Genomic DNA, 15875 nt, shown 5'->3' on the forward strand with positions numbered 1-15875 from the left:
GCATAGAGCGCGGCGGGTGGCCGGGGCCCCCACGCCGCGCTCTATGCAGTCGTCCCCTCCAGCGCGTATGTCGCCGGGCTCGAGGTGCTGCCCGACAGCCTACGCGTCGGCGTGGCCGACATCACCGGCAGGACCGTGGTCGAGATCACCGTCAACCCCTCCGACGTGAGCGACCCCGTGGGCGCCGTGCACGACGCGGTACGGCGGGCCTGCGACACGGCGAACGTCAGCCTGTCACGCCTGCGCGCCTTCGTCATCGGCACCCGGGGCGTGGTCGATCCGGCGACCGGCGACGTGCGCTGGTCGTACGACCTGCCCTCCTGGCACGTCGGCGTGCTGGCCAGCCTGCGTGAGACCCTCGGCGTCCCCGTGACGATCGAGAACGACGTCAATCTGGTGGCCCTCGCCGAGCACGCGTACGGCGCAGCCGTCGGCTACGACGACTTCGCGGTGTTGTGGGCGGGCGTCGGCCAGGGCCTCGGCGTCATGCTGGGCGGCAGGCTGCACCGCGGCATCTCCGGCGGCGCGGGCGAGATCGGCTGGCTGCCCGTCCCCGGGGAGCCGCTGCCGACCGACGTGTCAGAGCCGCAGTCGGGCTCGTTCCAGCGCCTGGTGGGGCCCGCCGCGCTGCGGGGGCTGGCCGAGCGGCACAGCATGAGCGGCGACCACGTGCCCGACCTGGTGCGGGACGGCGAGGAGGCGTACCTGGACGAGGTGGCGGCCCGGCTGGCCGTGGGCGCGGCGGCGGTGACCGTGGTGCTCGACCCCGGGCTCATCGTGCTCAGCGGCGACGTCGGCCGGGCCGGCGGCGAGCGGCTGGCCGCGAAGGTGCAGCAGGCCGTGGCGCGGGTCTGCCCGAGCAGCCCTGCCGTGGTCACGACCAGGGTCGACGGCGACCCGGTGCTGCGCGGGGCCCTGGTGGCGGCGTTGGAGCAGGCCCGGGAGCAGGTCTTCTCCGACACTGTGTGAGAATTCTTGCCCATGTGGCAGTCCCCGAACGATGTCGTGCTCATCTCCGACCCCCGTGTGACCTCGATCCCGGTGCAGGAGTGCGGCGAGCCCCTGGCGGACGTGCGCGGCCGGCTGCGCGTGGACACGCGGATGGCCGACGACGCCGGGGCGTACGCGCACCTGCGGGCCGGTCTGCTGCGCCGGCTGGAGCACGCCGAGAGCCTGCTGCCGAGCGGCTACCACCTGCTGATCGTCGAGGGCTACCGCCCGGTCGCCACCCAGCGGCGCATCTTCGAGGGGTACCGCGCCGAGCTGCGCGCGACCTTCGCCGAGATGTCGGAGGAGGAGTCGCACATCGCGGCCAGCCGCTACGTCTCCCCGGTCGAGGTCGCCCCGCACACCGCGGGCGCCGCGGTCGACCTGACGCTCTGCTCGCCCGACGGCGTCGAGTACGACATGGGCACCCAGGTCAACGACAACCCGGAGCAGAGCGGCGGCGCCTGCTACACCGCCGCCCCCGACATCTCCGACGACGCCCGTGCCCACCGCAAGCTCCTCGCCGCCGCCCTGGAGCCGGCCGGCCTGGTCAACTACCCGACCGAGTGGTGGCACTGGTCCTACGGCGACCGCTACTGGGCCATGGTCACGCGGACCGCGCACGCCGTCTACGGGCCCGTGGACCTCACCACCTGACCAGGTTCCCCCGCCGCGCCGCACGGGCACAAACCTCCGTACGAAGAGGACTCCCCTGCGAGGTGGGCATGGTTCCGCTCATCGGGATCGAGGAGGAATACCTCGTCGTCGATCCCCGCACTCGCCACGTGACACCACGGGCGGCCGACGTGCTGGCGGCGGCGACGGGCATGTTGGACGTGGTCCACGAGATCACCAGATTCCAGGTGGAGGCCCGTACACTGCCCTCCGCCGACCTCAGCGAGCTGGGCTCGCAGCTGCGTGACGTGCGCAAGGAGGTGTCGGGCGCGGCCCGGTCGTGCGGGCTGGCCGTCGTCGCCTGCGGCATGCCCGTCCTGGGCGACGTCATGCCGCCGCCGCTCACCGACGACGACCGCTACCTGCGGGGCCGGGTGCTCTACCGCGGGCTGCAGGACGAGCTCACGATCTGCGCGCTGCACGTGCACGTCGACGTGCCCGACCCCGAGCAGGCCGTCTACGTCGGCAACCATCTGCGGCCGTGGTTGCCGACGCTGATCGCCCTCGCCGCCAACTCGCCGTTCTTCGCCGGCCGCGACACCGGCTACGCGTCCTGGCGGGTGATGAGCTGGGGGCGCTGGCCCGTCTCCGGCGCGCCTCCGTACTTCCCGTCGTACGAGACGTACGAGCTGGCGTTACGGTCGCTGGCGGAGTCGGGCGTGCTGCTCGACCCCAAGAGCGTCTACTGGGACTCCCGCCCGTCGTCCAGCCTGCCGACGGTGGAGGTCAGGGTGGCCGACGTGCCGCTCGACGTGGCCGACAGCCTCACCCTGATCGGGCTCACCCGGGCTCTGGTGATGACGGCGCTGCGGGCCGTCGCGCGCGGTGACCGGGGGCTGCCCGTCCCGACGGAGGTGGTGCGCGCGGCCTACTGGCGGGCCGCCCGCGACGGCCTCCGGGGGGACAGCCTGGACCTGCGCGACGGGACGCTCGTGCCGGCCGCGGTGATGGCCGGCCGCCTCCTGGAGCACGTACGGCCGGCGCTGTCGGAGGCGGGCGACCTGACGTACATCCAGGAGGGGCTCGAGCGGCTGCTGCGCGAAGGGTCGGGTGCCGTACGCCAGCGCCGCGCCTACGCCAGGGACCACGACCTCGCCGAGGTGGTGGACGACCTCATCGAGGCCACCGTCGCCTGACGTTCAGCGCAGGGCGAGGGCGAACGCGACGCCGCCGCGCAGCACCTTCGGCGCCGGAGAGGGCAGCGGCCGTCATCGGCCGACGGCGTAGCCCTGAGCGCCGCGTGGGTTGGCGGCGGCCTTGAGCAGGTCGCCGTCACGGGCCACCGCGCTGAGCCTGCCGAGCGACCACGAGTCCTGGATCTCGACCTCGTGCCCGCGCCGGCGCAGCTCCGCGACGACGCCCGCGTCCACGCGGTCCTCGACGTGCAGCACGCCGGGACGGGAGCCACGCGGGTAGAACGAGCTGGGGAAGTGCTCGGTGTGGAACATGGGGGCGTCGATGGCCTCCTGCAGGTTCGTCTTGCCGTGGACGACCGCGAGGAAGAAGTTCACGCTCCACTGGTCCTGCTGGTCGCCGCCCGGTGTGCCGAACGCCAGCCACGGCCTGCCGTCCCTGAGCGCGAACGACGGCGACAGCGTGGTGCGCGGGCGCGCACCGGGCCGCAGGGAGGCGGGCAGGCCCTCCTGCAGCCAGAACATCTGCGCCCGCGTGCCGAGGCAGAAGCCCAGCTGGGGGATCGTGGGGGAGCTCTGCAGCCAGCCGCCGCTGGGGGTGGCGGAGACCATGTTGCCGAAGCGGTCGACGACGTCGACGTGGCAGGTGTCGCCCTTGACCGTGCCGTCGGCGGAGATCACCTGCTCGCCGGTGTCCACCCGGCCCACGGTGGGCTCGCCGACGCCCTGCGGGGCGCGCGCGCCCGACAGGCCGGGCGCGCCCGGGATCGTGCTCGGGTCGGGGTAGACGGGCAGCCGGGGCGTGCGCCCGCCGGGCGCGCCGGGACGCAGCTCCAGGCTGGCCTGGGCGCCGATCAGCCGCCGCCGCTCGGCGTTGTACTCCTGGCTCAGCAGGTCGGACAGAGGCACGTCGGTGTCGCCGTACCAGGCTTCGCGGTCGGCGAAGGCCAGCTTGGCGGCCTCCGTGACCGTGTGGATCCAGTCGGCGCCGAGGTGGCCCATCGCGTCGAGGTCGAAGCCCTCCAGCAGGGCGAGCTGCTGCAGGAACACCGGCCCCTGGCCCCACGGGCCCGTCTTGCACACGGTGTGGCCGCGGTAGTCGAAGGTCAGCGGCTCCTCGACCGACGGCCTCCAGGCCGCCAGGTCGTCGGCGGTGAGCAGGCCGCCGTGCACCTCGCCGGAGCTGTCACGCCAGGCCGTCTTGGCGCAGAACTCGGCGATCGCCTCGGCGACGAAGCCCTCGTACCAGGCGTTCCTGGCGGCTTCCAGCTGGCCCTCGCGAGTGCTGGAGGCCGACTCGGCCTCCGCGACCAGCCGCCGGTACGTGGCCGCCAGCACGGGGTTGGCCAGCCTCGTGCCCGCGGCCGGGACGTTCCCGCCGGGCAGCCAGGTGGCAGCGGAGGTCGTCCATTCGTCGGTGAACAGGCCCTTGACCGACTCGATCGTGGTGGAGACGCGCTCCAGCACCGGCACACCGTGCTCGGCGTAGTGGATCACGGGCGCCAGCACGTCGGCCAGCGACCAGGTGCCCCACCGCTCCAGCATGAGCATCCAGCCGCCGAACGCCCCCGGCACGGTCGCCGCCAGCAGCCCGGTGCCGGGGACGAGGTCGAGCCCCAGCTCGGTGAAGCGCTCGATGGAGGCCGCGGACGGGGCCACGCCCTGCCCGGACACGACCGACACCTTCTGCTCGGCCTCGCTCCACAGCAGGATCGGCACCTCGCCGCCGGGACCGTTCAGGTGCGGCTCGGCGACCTGCAGCACGAAGCCCGCGGCGACCGCCGCGTCGAAGGCGTTGCCGCCGCGCTCCAGCACGCCCATGCCGGTGGCCGAGGCCAGCCAGTGCGTGCTCGCGACCATGCCGAAGTCGCCCGACAGCTCGGGCCTGGTGGTGAACAAGTTCTCTCCTTCTATCGAGTCGCGGCCGCGTCGGGGACGCGGTCCGCCGTTACCAGGTGGCAGGCGGCCGGATGGCCGCTGCCACGTGGGTCTTGCAAGGCCGGCTCGACGGTACGGCACTCGTCGTACGCCAGCGGGCATCGGGTGTGGAACCGGCACCCGGAGGGCGGGTCCACGGGGCTCGGCACGTCGCCGCCGAGCACGATGCGGCGCCGTTCGCGCTGCGTGACCGGGTCGGCCACGGGCGCGGCCGACAGCAGCGCCTGCGTGTACGGGTGCCGAGGCTGAGCGAAGATCTCCTTCGTCGGCCCCGACTCGACGAGCTTGCCGAGGTACATGACGGCGATCCGGTCGGCCAGGAACTCCACGACCGACAGGTCATGGGTGATGAACAGGCACGAGAACCCCATGTCCCGCTGCAGATCGGTGATCAGATTGAGCACCGAGGCCTGCACGGACACGTCCAGCGCCGACACCGGCTCGTCCGCCACGACGAGCTTGGGCTCCAGGATCAGCGCCCTGGCCAGGCCCACCCGCTGCCGCTGCCCGCCGGACAACTCGTGCGGGAAACGTGAGCGCATCTCCTGGCGCAGCCCGACCTTCTCCAGCATCTCGGCCACCCGCCGGGAGGTCTCGCGGCGGTCGGCGAGCTTGTGCCGCAGCAGCGGCTCACCGACGATCCGCTCGATCGTGAAGCGCGGGTTGAGCGAGGAGTAGGGGTCCTGGAAGACCATGTGGACGTCGCGGCGCAGCGGGCGCATGGCCCGGCGCGACAGGTGGGTGATGTCGCGGCCGTTCAGCTCGATCGTGCCGGCGGTGGGCTCGGTCAGGCGCAGCACACACTTGCCGACCGTGGACTTGCCGCTGCCCGACTCGCCGACCAGGCCGAGCACCTCGCCCTCGCCGATCTCCAGCGACAGGCCGTCCACGGCGCGTACGGGCCCGTAGTGCTTGACCAGGTTGTCGATGCGCAGGATCACGACTGACCTCCGGGGTGGAAGCAGGCCGCCAGGTGGTCCTCGCCCTGGCGGACGAGCGGCGGCCGGGACAGGCGGCAGTCCGCCTGGGCGCGCGGGCAGCGGTCGTGGAACGCGCACTCGTCCGGGTCGGACAGCGGCGAGGGCACCATGCCGGGGATCTCCGCCAGCCGCCCGTTCACGGCCGCGGACGGCAGCGCCTTCATCAGCCCCAGCGTGTACGGGTGCCGCGGGTGGGCGAACAGCTCGGTCACCGGGGCCTGCTCGACGGCGCGGCCGGCGTACATGACGACGGCACGGTCGGCGATGTCGGCCACCACGCCGAGGTCGTGCGTGATGAGGATGATCGCGGTGCCCAGCCGGTCGCGCAGGTCGCGGAAGACGTCCAGCACGCCCGCCTGGATCGTCACGTCGAGCGCCGTGGTGGGCTCGTCGGCGATGAGCACCCGCGGTTCGCAGGCCACCGCGATGGCGATCATCACGCGCTGGCGCATGCCGCCGGACAGCTGGTGCGGGTACTCCTTCATGCGGCGCTGGGGAGCCGGGATGCCCACCAGCTCCAGCAGCTCGACGGCCCGCTTGCCCGCCGCCTGCCGCGACAGGCCCTCGTGCCGGCGCAGCACCTCGGCGATCTGGTAGCCGACGGTGAACGACGGGTTCAGCGAGGTCATCGGCTCCTGGAAGACGACCGAGACGGATTTGCCGCGTACCCGCCGCATCTCGGCCTCGGGCAGCGTGGTCAGCTCGCGGCCGTCCAGCGTGACCGAGCCCGACAGGCGCGTGGTGTCGGGCGGCAGCAGCCGGGGCACCGACATCGCGGTGACCGACTTGCCGCAGCCCGACTCGCCGCACAGCGCCAGGATCTCGCCCTCGTCCAGGGTCAGCGAGATGTCCCTGACCGCCTGCACGAGGCCGTCCTCGGTGGCGAAGCCGACGCTCAGGTCGGTGATCTCCAGCAGGCTCATGGGCCGCTCCTCGGGTCCAGTACGTCACGCAGCCCGTCTCCGAGCAGGTTGAAGCCGAGCGTGGCCAGCGCGATCATCACGCCGGGCCAGATGGCCAGCCAGGGCGCGTCACCGAGGTACTGCTGCGCGGTCGTCAGCATCACGCCCCACGACGGTGTCGGCGGCTGCACGCCGAGGCCCAGGAACGACAGCGTCGCCTCGCCGATGATCGCCGCCGGGATCGCGACCGTGGCCTGCACGATGAGGGGGCTCGCGCAGTTGGGGAGCACGTACCGGAAGATGATGTGACCGTCGCCGGCGCCGTCGGCGACCGCGGCGGCCACGTAGTCCATCTCCCTGATCGCGAGCACCTCGCCGCGGGTGATCCGGATGACGGCGGGCAGCTGCGAGAAGCCGAGCGCCAGCACCACGCCCCTGAGCGAGGGCCCGAGGATCGCCGCCAGACCCACCGCGAACACCAGGAACGGGAACGCCAGCGTCACGTCGACCAGGCGCATCACGATCGGGTCCAGCCAGCGCCGGTAGAACCCCGCGACCAGCCCGATCGGGATGCCGACCGCCATGGCCAGGGCCGTGGACAGCACGCCTGCCTGGAGCGAGACCTGCGCACCGTGCGCGATGCGGGCGAAGGCGTCACGGCCGAGGTCGTCGGTGCCCATCGGGTGGGCGGCCGACGGGGGAGCGAGCGTGGCGAGGTAGTCCTGCGCCGCCGGGTCGCCGGTGACCAGCGGTCCGACCAGCGCCAGCAGGATGAACCCGATGACCAGCACAAGCCCGGTCATCGGCATCGGGCGCCGCCGGAAGCGCCGCCACATCCTGGCGCGCCGCAGCGGCGGGGCCATCGTGTCAGTCATGGCGCGCCCCCGAGAGCCTGATCCGTGGGTTGAGGAAGGCGTAGGCGATGTCGACCAGCAGGTTGACCAGCACGTATCCGATCACCGTGACCAGCACGACCGCCTGGATGACCGGGTAGTTCCTGGTCAGCACCGCGTCCACGGTCAGCTTGCCGAAGCCCGGGATGACGAAGATCTGCTCGGTCACCACGGCGCCGCTGATCAGCGCGCCGAGCTGCAGTCCGAGCACGGTCACCACGGTCGTCAGGCTGTTGCGCAGCGCGTGCGCGCCGACGACCTTGGCCTCCGACAGGCCCTTGGAGCGGGCGGTGCGGACGTAGTCGGCCGACAGCGCGCCCAGCATGGCCGAGCGGGTCTGCCGCATGAGGATGGCCGCGAAGCCGGTGCCGAGCACGAGGGCGGGCAGGATCATGCGCTGCAGGTTCTGCGCCGGATCCTCCGAGAACGGGACGTACCCGGAGGCGGGCAGCACCCGCCAGGTGACCGCGAACAGCAGGATGCCGAGCAGGCCGAGCCAGAAGTGCGGCACCGAGAGCCCGGCCAGGCCGAAGCCGGTGGCCACGTAGTCGGCGGCCTTGCCGCGGCGGATCGCCGCCACGATGCCCGCGCCCACGCCGATGACGATGGCGACGAGCATGGCCAGGGCGGACAACTCCAGCGTCACCGGGAGCCGCTCGGCGATGATGTCGATCACCGGCAGCTGGTCCTGGGTGGAGCGGCCGAAGTTGCCCGTGACGGTCTGCGTGACGTAGTCGAGGTACTGGGCGGGCAGCGGCTTGTCCAGGCCGAACTCCTGCCGGATGGCGGCCACCACGGCGGGCGACGCCTCGTCGCCCGCCATGACGGTGGCCGGGTCGCCCGGCAGCGCCCTGATCCCCAGGAAGATCAGGATGCTGGCCAGGAACAGCACGATGACCGCCGACCCGCAACGCCGAAGGATGAACCAGAGCATTACGCGGTGAATCCGGCGGTCACGAAGCGCGGCAGGCCGTCCTTGAAGTACTGGACGCCGGCCACGTTCTTGCTCATGCCCAGGTAGTACTTGTTGTGGTACAGGTACACGACGCTGCGCAGCTCCTGGATCCTGCGCATGGCGGAGCCGTAGAGCTCGGCGCGCTTGGCGACGTCCGTCTCGGCGGCGGCCTGCTTGATCGGGTCGTCCACCCCCGGGTCGGACATGCCGCCGTAGTTGTTGCTGCCGCCGGTGGTGACGATGTTCGTCAGGTTGCCGTCCGGGTCGACGCGGCCCGACCAGCCGAGCAGCATGACGTCGAACTTGCCCGCCCGGCCCGCTTCCAGCGTGGTGACGAACTCGGCCGTCTGCACGCTCACCTCGAAGCCGGCCTCCTTGGTCATCTGCTGGATGACCTGCGCCAGGCGGACGTTGGTGGCGTCGTTCGGGGAGGTCAGGGTGACCTTGACCGGCGTCGGCACCCCGGAGGCCTGGACGAGCTGCTTGGCCTTGGCCAGGTCACGCTTGGGGCACTGCAGGTCCTTCGGCCGGTACGGGCTGTCCAGCGGCACCGGGAAGCAGTCCGCCTCGTGCAGGCCGTTGTAGACGGTCTTGTTGATCACGTCACGGTCGAGCGCCAGCTCGAACGCCTCACGCAGCTCCGGGCTCTTGCCCAGCGGCGTGTCGACCTCGCCCGGCTTCTCGGTGGAGCCGCTGACGTTGCCGATGTTGATCTGCATGCCGTAGTAGCCGAGGCCGCCGCCCGAGACGACGCTCAGGTTGGGGTCGTCCTGGACGCCCTTGACGGTGTTCGTGGCGAGCTGGTCGGCCACCTGCACGTCGCCGGACTTCAGGTTCGCGGCCCGGACGTTCGGGTCGACGATGATTTTGTATACGAGCTTGTCGAGCTTGACCTTGGCGGCGTCGTAGTAGTCGGCCGACTTCTCCAGCGCGATCTGGTTGCCTGACGTACGGCTGGCGAACTTGAACGGCCCCACGCACACCGGGTTCGCGCCGAAGTTGTCGCCTTCGGCGTCCAGGGCCTTGGGCGACATGATCATGCCGGCGCGGTCGGCGAGCTGTGCGGTGAGCGGCGTGAACGCCTGCGTCAGGGTGAGCCGCACCGTCGACGGGTCGACGACCGTGACCTCGGTGACGGCGGCGAGGTCGGCCTGGCGCGCCGACTTCTCCCACGTGCGGTGCCGGTCGAGCGACTTCTTGACCGCCTCGGCGTCGAAGGGCGTGCCGTCGTTGAACTTCAGCCCCTCACGCAGCTTGATCGTCACCTCCTTGCCGTCGTCGGACAGCTCGGGCATGGAGGCGGCCAGCTGGGGGATGAGCGTCGAGGACGCGTCGATGTCATAGAGCTTCTCGCACATGTTCGCGAACACCTCGCGGCCCACCAGCGTGGTGGAGCTGCTCGGGTCGAGTGCGTCGGGGTCTGCGTTGAGTGCGATGTTGAGTGTTCCGCCGGCCTTGACCGGCCGGTTGTCGGCCGAGGCGTCGGCTATGGAGGGTGGGGCCGAGGGCGTGGTGCTCGAACTTCCTCCGCCGCACGCCGCCAGGGCGAGGGGGAGTGTGGCGAGAACCGCGACGAGCCTGGGGGACGGTCTCATGTGGCCTCCATTGAAGGGTTTAGGAGACTGTATACAAGACCTGACATTTCACTGGTGTTTCATTGCCCTATGTTGTTATCTGAGCGTTTTCGAATCGTTCGGGTGTTTCGCTAGTCGTTCCGGTGTGTCGCCGTGCGGCCGGTCTCGGCGAGGAACGACCGCCGGGCCGCGGCGACGTGCGCGACCGCCCGTGCCTGCGCGTCGTCCTCGTCGCCCGCGGCGATGGCCTCGTACAGGCTGAGGTGCTCGGTCCAGGAGTGGGGGGCGCGCGCGGCGGCGGTCCTGCTGAAGATCCACTGCGCGCGCTGCACCATCGGCTTCATCATGAGCGTCAGGTACGAGTTGCCCGCCGCCTCCCCGATGCCCAGATGGAACGCGGTGTTGAGGGCGGCAACCTGCTCCAGCCGCCCATCGGCCACCGCCTCTCCGGCCTGTTCCAGCACCGTGCGCAGCAGCTCGGCCGAGGCGGCGCTGCGCTTGCGGGCGGCCAGCCGCGCGGCCAGGCCCTCGACCGCCATGCGCACGTCGAACAGTTCGTCGGCCTCCTCCTGGGACAGTAGGGCGACCGTGGCGCCGAGCCGGGGGACGACCTGGACGAACCCCTCCGCGGCCAGCACCCGGATGGACTCGCGTACGGGGTTGCGTGAGACGCCGAGCGAGGCGGCCAGCCTGTCCTCCACCAGGCGCTCGCCCTGGCGCAGCTCGCCGGTGAGGATGCGGTGGCGGAGCTCCGCGGTGACCTCGTCGCGCAAGGTCTGATGCGCTGCGCCCAGCGTGATACCACTCATAAGGGGATTAAATCGTATACAAGGGACACCTTCCCGCGCAGCCGGGTCAGGTCCGCGCGGCCGGGTGCCAGTCGGCGTCCGTCACCTCGCGTGAGACCTCCCACAGCCGGTCGAACTCGGCGGCGAAATGGCGGCACCACGCGTGGTCGCGGCGCGGGCTGAGCGTGAAGGCCGGGTCGTTGCCCGGCGAGCGGTGAGTGCCCAGCTCCACATAGACGATGCCGTCGTCGTCGCCCGGGTCCAGCATCAGCAGCCCGAACGCGGGCACGAGCGGCAGCAGCCGCACCTCCAGCCCGTCGCGGGCACGCAGGTCGCGCAGCACGTACAGGGTGGAGCGCACGCGACTCTCGAAGACGTCGGGCTGGTCGGGGATCGTGCTCCGGCGCGCCGCCTCCTCCGGTGCCGCGCCCACCGGGTCGATCATCAGCACCTTGACCGACGCACCGCGCTCCAGGGCCTGGCGCAGGTCGTCGGCGTACCGGCGGACCGTCCGGCTCAGCGTCACGCCCGCGAAGCGGATGTCGTCGGCGCGGCCCACCCGCCCGCTGAGGCTCTCGCGGTCCTTGCTGAGGAAGTCGCCGCCGGCCAGGCTCCCTTCGAGCTGGCGGCTCAGCTCGGCGACCCGCGACTCCAGGTCGGCCACCTGGTGGCGCGGGCCGAGCGCGTTCACCGCCACCAACGCCAGCGTGGCGAGGGTCGCGGCCCCCACGACCTTCGTGTTCACGGCGTCGAACACGCCCAGCACGCCGACCGCCAACGCGATCAGAGCCGTCACGTAGATCTCGAGGTTCTTGCCGGTGGCGAGATCCTGGCGTAAGCGCTTCAAGGGACCCATGCGATCTTCTTATCAGGCCTCCTGGGCTTTATGGGCAGCCTGTTTCTTCGCCTGGTGCCAGAGCCGGAAGCCGGTGACGTACATGGCCAGGCCGACGAGCATCATCACGACGGCCGTGGGCCAGCGCAGCCCCGGCGGCATGTACGTGGCCAGGAACCACGAGTGCCGGAGCTGTCCTTCGGCCGTCATCACCATCGCGACGACGCCCTGGGGGATCAGCGGGATCGCCCCGAGCGTGACGCAGACCATCACGACGGCCTCACGCGGCTTCGACATCTTCGGCATCGCGAACGCGGAGGTGCCGCTGCCCGGACGCCGGCCCGTACGCATCAGCTGCAGCAGCTCCGGCCCCTTCGTCGTCAGCCGCCGCTCCGCCAGCAGGCCGAACCACCAGTACCACAGCACGCCGGTCACCACCCCGACCGGCACGCCCCACCAGCCGAACAGCAACGCCGCCGTCATGGCCGGCGCCGCCGCGCACGCCACCAGGAGCAGCATGAGGTACGCCATCCCGGTCTGCGTGCCGTCGTCCTCGCTGGTGCGCAGCGGGTTGCCGCCCCGGTTGCGCGGGTCGATGCCGGGCACGAGGCCGTACACCGAGACCAGCAGCACCAGGCCGGCGCCCCCGCCGAGCAGCGCGGGCGTCACCGCCAGGATCACCGGCCAGGGTCCACCGGTGATCATCGTGAACGCCACCGTGACCACCACCCCGACCGGCCCGACCGTCACCAGCCACGCCAGCTGCCGCCCCCGCGCGTCGGACGCGCCGGGCGTCATCAGCGTGAGCCAGTGAGCGGTGCCGTCGGTGCCGTAGGAGTTCGCCGTCATGGCCGCCGCCATCGCGATGAACACCGGCCCCGCCAGCGGCAGCATGTCGGGGATGCCCACGACGAGCGGCGTGCCCGCGAAGAACACCCCGTAGGCCAGCGCGAACGTGAGCAGGTGGTTGCGCACCAGGTCGCGGGTCCACGTACGCAGCTCCTTGGCGACCACCGCCTGCCGCGCCGTGGCCGGCCGCATCGGCCTGCGCCCCCGCGTCGAGGGCCGGTCCCTGCCCGTACGCCGGGCCAGCAGCGCCGCCCATGCCGCCAGCAGCAGCACGACCAGCACGGCCATCGCGGCCAGCGCCAGATAGTCGCCCCGGACCGCGAGCAGCCCCCACCCTGACGGCAGATAACGCACGAACTCGGGGATCTGCCCGCCCTGACCGAAGGCCACGGCGAAGACCCAGCTCTGCCCGAGGAAGGCGAGGATCACCCCGTTGATCACCCCGGCGCCGATCGCCCCGACCCGGGACCCGAGCGCCACGCCGAGCAGCCCCACCGTCACCTTCGACAGCAGCACGAACACCGCCAGCTGCAACACCATCGCGGGCAGCGCCACGAGAGCCCCCACGACGCCCTCCCGCGCCCCGGCCACGACCAGCCCGCCCAGCGCGACCAGACTGACGACCGGCGCGACCCCCACGAAGGCCGACGCCAGCAGCCCGGCCGCGAGACGGTGCTGCCGCAGCCCGAGCGGTGCGAAGAACTCCGGGCGCAGCGTCTCGTCGCCGCCGGAGAAGACCGGGCCGATGATCCAGCCGAGCATCCACACGGCGTACGCGGCGGCGAGCCAGTCGCCGCCCAGGAAGGCCAGATAGATCGTGCCGGCCGCGAGCAGGGCGCCGAGCACGCCCGCCGAGCTCATCGTGGCGCCCTGCGGGCCCTTGATCGCGTGGCGCAGGATCGCCACCTTCATCTGGACCAGCGTCATCGCTACAGCCACGACAGCCCCTTCGTGGCCGTGGTGGCCGCGCCCACCAGCTCCACGAACCGGTCCTCCAGCGTCGCCGCGCCCCGTACCTCGTCCAGCGTGCCCGCGGCAGCCACCCGGCCCTTGTCGATCACGCCCACGTGGTCGCACAGCTGCTCCACCAGCGCCATCACGTGGCTGGACAACACGATCGAGCCGCCCCCCGCGACGAACTCGCGCAGAATCCCCTTGATCGTCGCCGCCGACACCGGATCGACCGCCTCGAACGGCTCGTCCAGCACCAGCAGCCGGGGCGCGTGCAGCAGCGCCGTGGCCAGGCCGATCTTCTTACGCATGCCGGTCGAATACTCGATCACCAGCGTCTTCTCCGCGCCGTCGAGCTCCAGCACCGACAACAGCTCTCCGGCCCGCTCGGCCACCACGTCCTTGCTCAGCCCGCGCAGCAGCCCGAGATAGGTCAGCATCTCGCGCCCGGTCAGCCGCTCCGGCAGCGCCATCCCGTCGGGCAGCACGCCGACCAGCTGCTTGGCCTTCGCGGGGTCGGCCCACACGTCGGCGCCGAAGATGCTCGCCGTGCCCGCGTCGGGCCGCAGCAGGCCCACCGCCATGGACAGCGTGGTCGTCTTGCCGGCGCCGTTCTGCCCGACCAGGCCGTAGAAGGAGCCCTGCGGCACGGTGAGGTGGACGTGGTCGACGGCGACATTGTCCCCGTAGGTCTTCGCTAAGCCCTTGATATCTAACGCCGCTGTCATGGCTTATCTCCTGGTCGCGAGGGTCAAAGTGGTGACCAGCTCGCGGGCGAGCAGGTCGAAGTCCCAGTCGGGGTGGGGGATGAGGTGCTCGGCCACGGCGTCGATCACTCCACGGAGCGCCACGGCCATGGTGTGCCTGTCGAAGTCGCGGAACTCGCCCGTTCGCTGGCCCCACTCCAGCACCTTCTCCAGGTCGCGGATCGCGATCTCGGCCTGCCTGTCGTACGGCCCCGGCCCGCCGCTCTCGCGAGGGGCGTGGGTGATGATCTCCATGAGCGCCAGCAGCGGTTTGCGGTGCTGCCGCATGAAGTCGAGATTGGCCTCGACGTACGCCTTGAGTCCCTCGGTCGCGGTGGGCTGGGCGAGGATGCGCGGCACCATCATGTCGGTGGCCATCCTGGCCACGTCGCTGACGACCGCGTCGATGAGCGGCGCCTTTCCCCCGAAGTGGTACGAGATCGCCCCGGGGCTGATCTTCGCCTGCTTGGCGATCCTGGCCATGGTGGCCTGCGCGTACCCTTCGTCGGCGAGAACGTCGATGGCACACCCGATGATCTGCGCCCGCCGGGCCTCTTCGACGAACGTCCGAGATTCTGACGCCACGTTCAGAACCTTAAACGTTCACTCAACTCCGCGGTAACCCCTTACTTTCGGGGCATCGCGGAGCCTTTCGGGCTGCCTGCAGTGATTGCCGCCCCGGATAATGACCGCAATCGACCCGCTTCGTGAGGCGCTCATGGAAGGCATGCTCATCCGCCTGGCCCTGTATACGATCAGGTTCGCCGGAGCCGCCACGGCGGTCTGGGGCATCGCGTATACGATCAACGCCGCCACCCGGGCCGGTGGGTACGTCACCATCCGCGTCACGTCCACGCTGGAAGCCGTCTCCCGTTCGCCGCTGAGCGGTGTGAACCTCCCCGCCGGCGTCGTCCTCAACGGCCGAGATCTGACCCTGGACGTAGGGGGCTCCACGGTCGCCGAACAAGTGCTCTCACGCGGAGACGTCTTACTGGGCGGCCTGTGTGCCGGCGTCGCCGCCCTCCTGCTGATCGCCCTCCTGAACTCCCTCACGCAAGGACGCCCTTTCACAAGGCGAAATCCCGCCCGGATCGCCTGGCTCGCCGCTCTTGCGCTCGTCGGAGGCCTCAGCCCCTTACTGCCGGGCGCCGTCGCAGCGACCGTACTCGACCGCGTCGGCCTCACCGGGCCCTTCCTCCCGTCACCCACCTTGTCATGGCCGCCGCTCGCCGCCGCCGCGCTCCTCTTCGCGGTGGCCCTGGCGTTCCGCGCGGGAGCGAAGACTCTCGATACGGCAGCGCCGGCATCCCCAACAGACTCACAAAACAGCTCCTAGCAACGCCGGCGCGCCACTGCCACGCCAGATGGCGGCGCGCCTGCCGCCACGGCGGATGGCGGCGCTTGAGAGCTGCGGCCGCCGTGAGCTCGCGCGTACCGCGCATGCCACTCGCCCACCTCGGCGGCCTGGTTCGCCCACCCATCGGTTCGCTCTCACTGACTTCAACAGTCGTGCTTGCCGGCTTCCTGGCTGTGCTGGTCGACTTCGCGGTGGCTCTCGTTGACTTGAACGGTCGTGCTTGCCGGCTTCCTCGCTGTGCTCGTCCACTTCACGGTCGCTCTCGCTGACCTCAATGGCCGCGGTCGCCAGGCTCATGGCTGTGCTGGTCCG

The 15875-nt window shown here is 71.3% G+C and carries 15 protein-coding genes; 4 read left to right on the forward strand and 11 right to left on the reverse strand.

The genetic code is table 11. From position 1 onward, the window contains the following. The first annotated feature begins 84 nt into the window (after positions 1-84). From E1286_RS25795 to E1286_RS25805, 3 genes are all read left to right on the forward strand, one after another. Positions 85-969 (forward strand): ROK family protein, encoded by an 885-nt coding sequence (locus E1286_RS25795; RefSeq protein WP_132616293.1) that lies wholly within the window; start codon positions 85-87, stop codon positions 967-969. A gap of 12 nt (positions 970-981) precedes the next feature. Beyond that, on the forward strand, positions 982-1644 hold the full coding sequence (locus E1286_RS25800) for a M15 family metallopeptidase (protein WP_132616295.1): 663 nt from the start codon (positions 982-984) through the stop codon (positions 1642-1644). 68 nt (positions 1645-1712) lie between these two features. Continuing rightward, positions 1713-2798 carry a carboxylate-amine ligase gene (locus E1286_RS25805; protein WP_132616297.1) on the forward strand — a complete coding sequence of 362 codons (1086 nt, stop codon included), beginning with the start codon at positions 1713-1715 and terminating at the stop codon, positions 2796-2798. Positions 2799-2870: 72 nt separating this feature from the next. Here E1286_RS25805 and E1286_RS25810 read toward each other — a convergent pair whose 3' ends face one another. The 11 genes from E1286_RS25810 to E1286_RS25860 form a co-directional block, all read right to left on the reverse strand. Next, positions 2871-4655, reverse strand: a complete 1785-nt coding sequence (locus tag E1286_RS25810; RefSeq protein ID WP_132616339.1) for a gamma-glutamyltransferase family protein — start codon at positions 4653-4655, stop codon at positions 2871-2873. 50 nt (positions 4656-4705) lie between these two features. Further along, a complete protein-coding gene (locus E1286_RS50450) occupies positions 4706-5674 on the reverse strand; it encodes an ABC transporter ATP-binding protein (RefSeq protein ID WP_246075145.1) in 969 nt (322 codons plus the stop codon). Then, positions 5671-6636 carry an ABC transporter ATP-binding protein gene (locus E1286_RS50455; RefSeq protein WP_132616299.1) on the reverse strand — a complete coding sequence of 322 codons (966 nt, stop codon included), beginning with the start codon at positions 6634-6636 and terminating at the stop codon, positions 5671-5673. Before E1286_RS50455 ends, E1286_RS50450 begins: the two co-directional genes overlap by 4 nt. Then, complete coding sequence (locus E1286_RS25825; protein WP_165969917.1) at positions 6633-7490, reverse strand: ABC transporter permease; 858 nt, start codon at positions 7488-7490, stop codon at positions 6633-6635. The genes E1286_RS50455 and E1286_RS25825 overlap by 4 nt, the downstream gene beginning before the upstream one ends. Further along, entirely contained in the window at positions 7483-8442 is a 960-nt protein-coding gene (locus E1286_RS25830; protein ID WP_132616301.1) for an ABC transporter permease, read from the reverse strand. The genes E1286_RS25825 and E1286_RS25830 overlap by 8 nt, the downstream gene beginning before the upstream one ends. Next, on the reverse strand, positions 8442-10058 hold the full coding sequence (locus E1286_RS25835; RefSeq protein ID WP_132616303.1) for an ABC transporter substrate-binding protein: 1617 nt from the start codon (positions 10056-10058) through the stop codon (positions 8442-8444). The genes E1286_RS25830 and E1286_RS25835 overlap by 1 nt, the downstream gene beginning before the upstream one ends. A 110-nt stretch (positions 10059-10168) precedes the next feature. Then, the gene (locus tag E1286_RS25840; protein WP_132616305.1) at positions 10169-10846 is read right to left on the reverse strand and encodes a GntR family transcriptional regulator; all 678 of its coding nucleotides are present in this window, start codon (positions 10844-10846) and stop codon (positions 10169-10171) included. 46 nt (positions 10847-10892) lie between these two features. After that, a complete protein-coding gene (locus E1286_RS25845; protein ID WP_132616307.1) occupies positions 10893-11681 on the reverse strand; it encodes a hypothetical protein in 789 nt (262 codons plus the stop codon). A 12-nt stretch (positions 11682-11693) separates the two neighbouring features. Further along, positions 11694-13448 (reverse strand): hypothetical protein, encoded by a 1755-nt coding sequence (locus E1286_RS25850; protein ID WP_132616309.1) that lies wholly within the window; start codon positions 13446-13448, stop codon positions 11694-11696. Continuing rightward, positions 13439-14188 (reverse strand): ABC transporter ATP-binding protein, encoded by a 750-nt coding sequence (locus E1286_RS25855; protein WP_132616311.1) that lies wholly within the window; start codon positions 14186-14188, stop codon positions 13439-13441. Before E1286_RS25855 ends, E1286_RS25850 begins: the two co-directional genes overlap by 10 nt. A 3-nt stretch (positions 14189-14191) precedes the next feature. Then, positions 14192-14791: a TetR/AcrR family transcriptional regulator gene (locus tag E1286_RS25860; RefSeq protein ID WP_165969918.1), complete on the reverse strand. Its 600-nt coding sequence runs from the start codon at positions 14789-14791 to the stop codon at positions 14192-14194. Between the two features lie 100 nt (positions 14792-14891). Between E1286_RS25860 and E1286_RS25865 the strand changes: the two genes are divergently transcribed. Beyond that, positions 14892-15542 carry a hypothetical protein gene (locus tag E1286_RS25865; RefSeq protein WP_132616315.1) on the forward strand — a complete coding sequence of 217 codons (651 nt, stop codon included), beginning with the start codon at positions 14892-14894 and terminating at the stop codon, positions 15540-15542. Positions 15543-15875: the final 333 nt, after the last annotated feature.

It is taken from the genome of Nonomuraea terrae, from assembly GCF_004348995.1.
GTDB classification, from domain to species: domain Bacteria; phylum Actinomycetota; class Actinomycetes; order Streptosporangiales; family Streptosporangiaceae; genus Nonomuraea; species Nonomuraea terrae.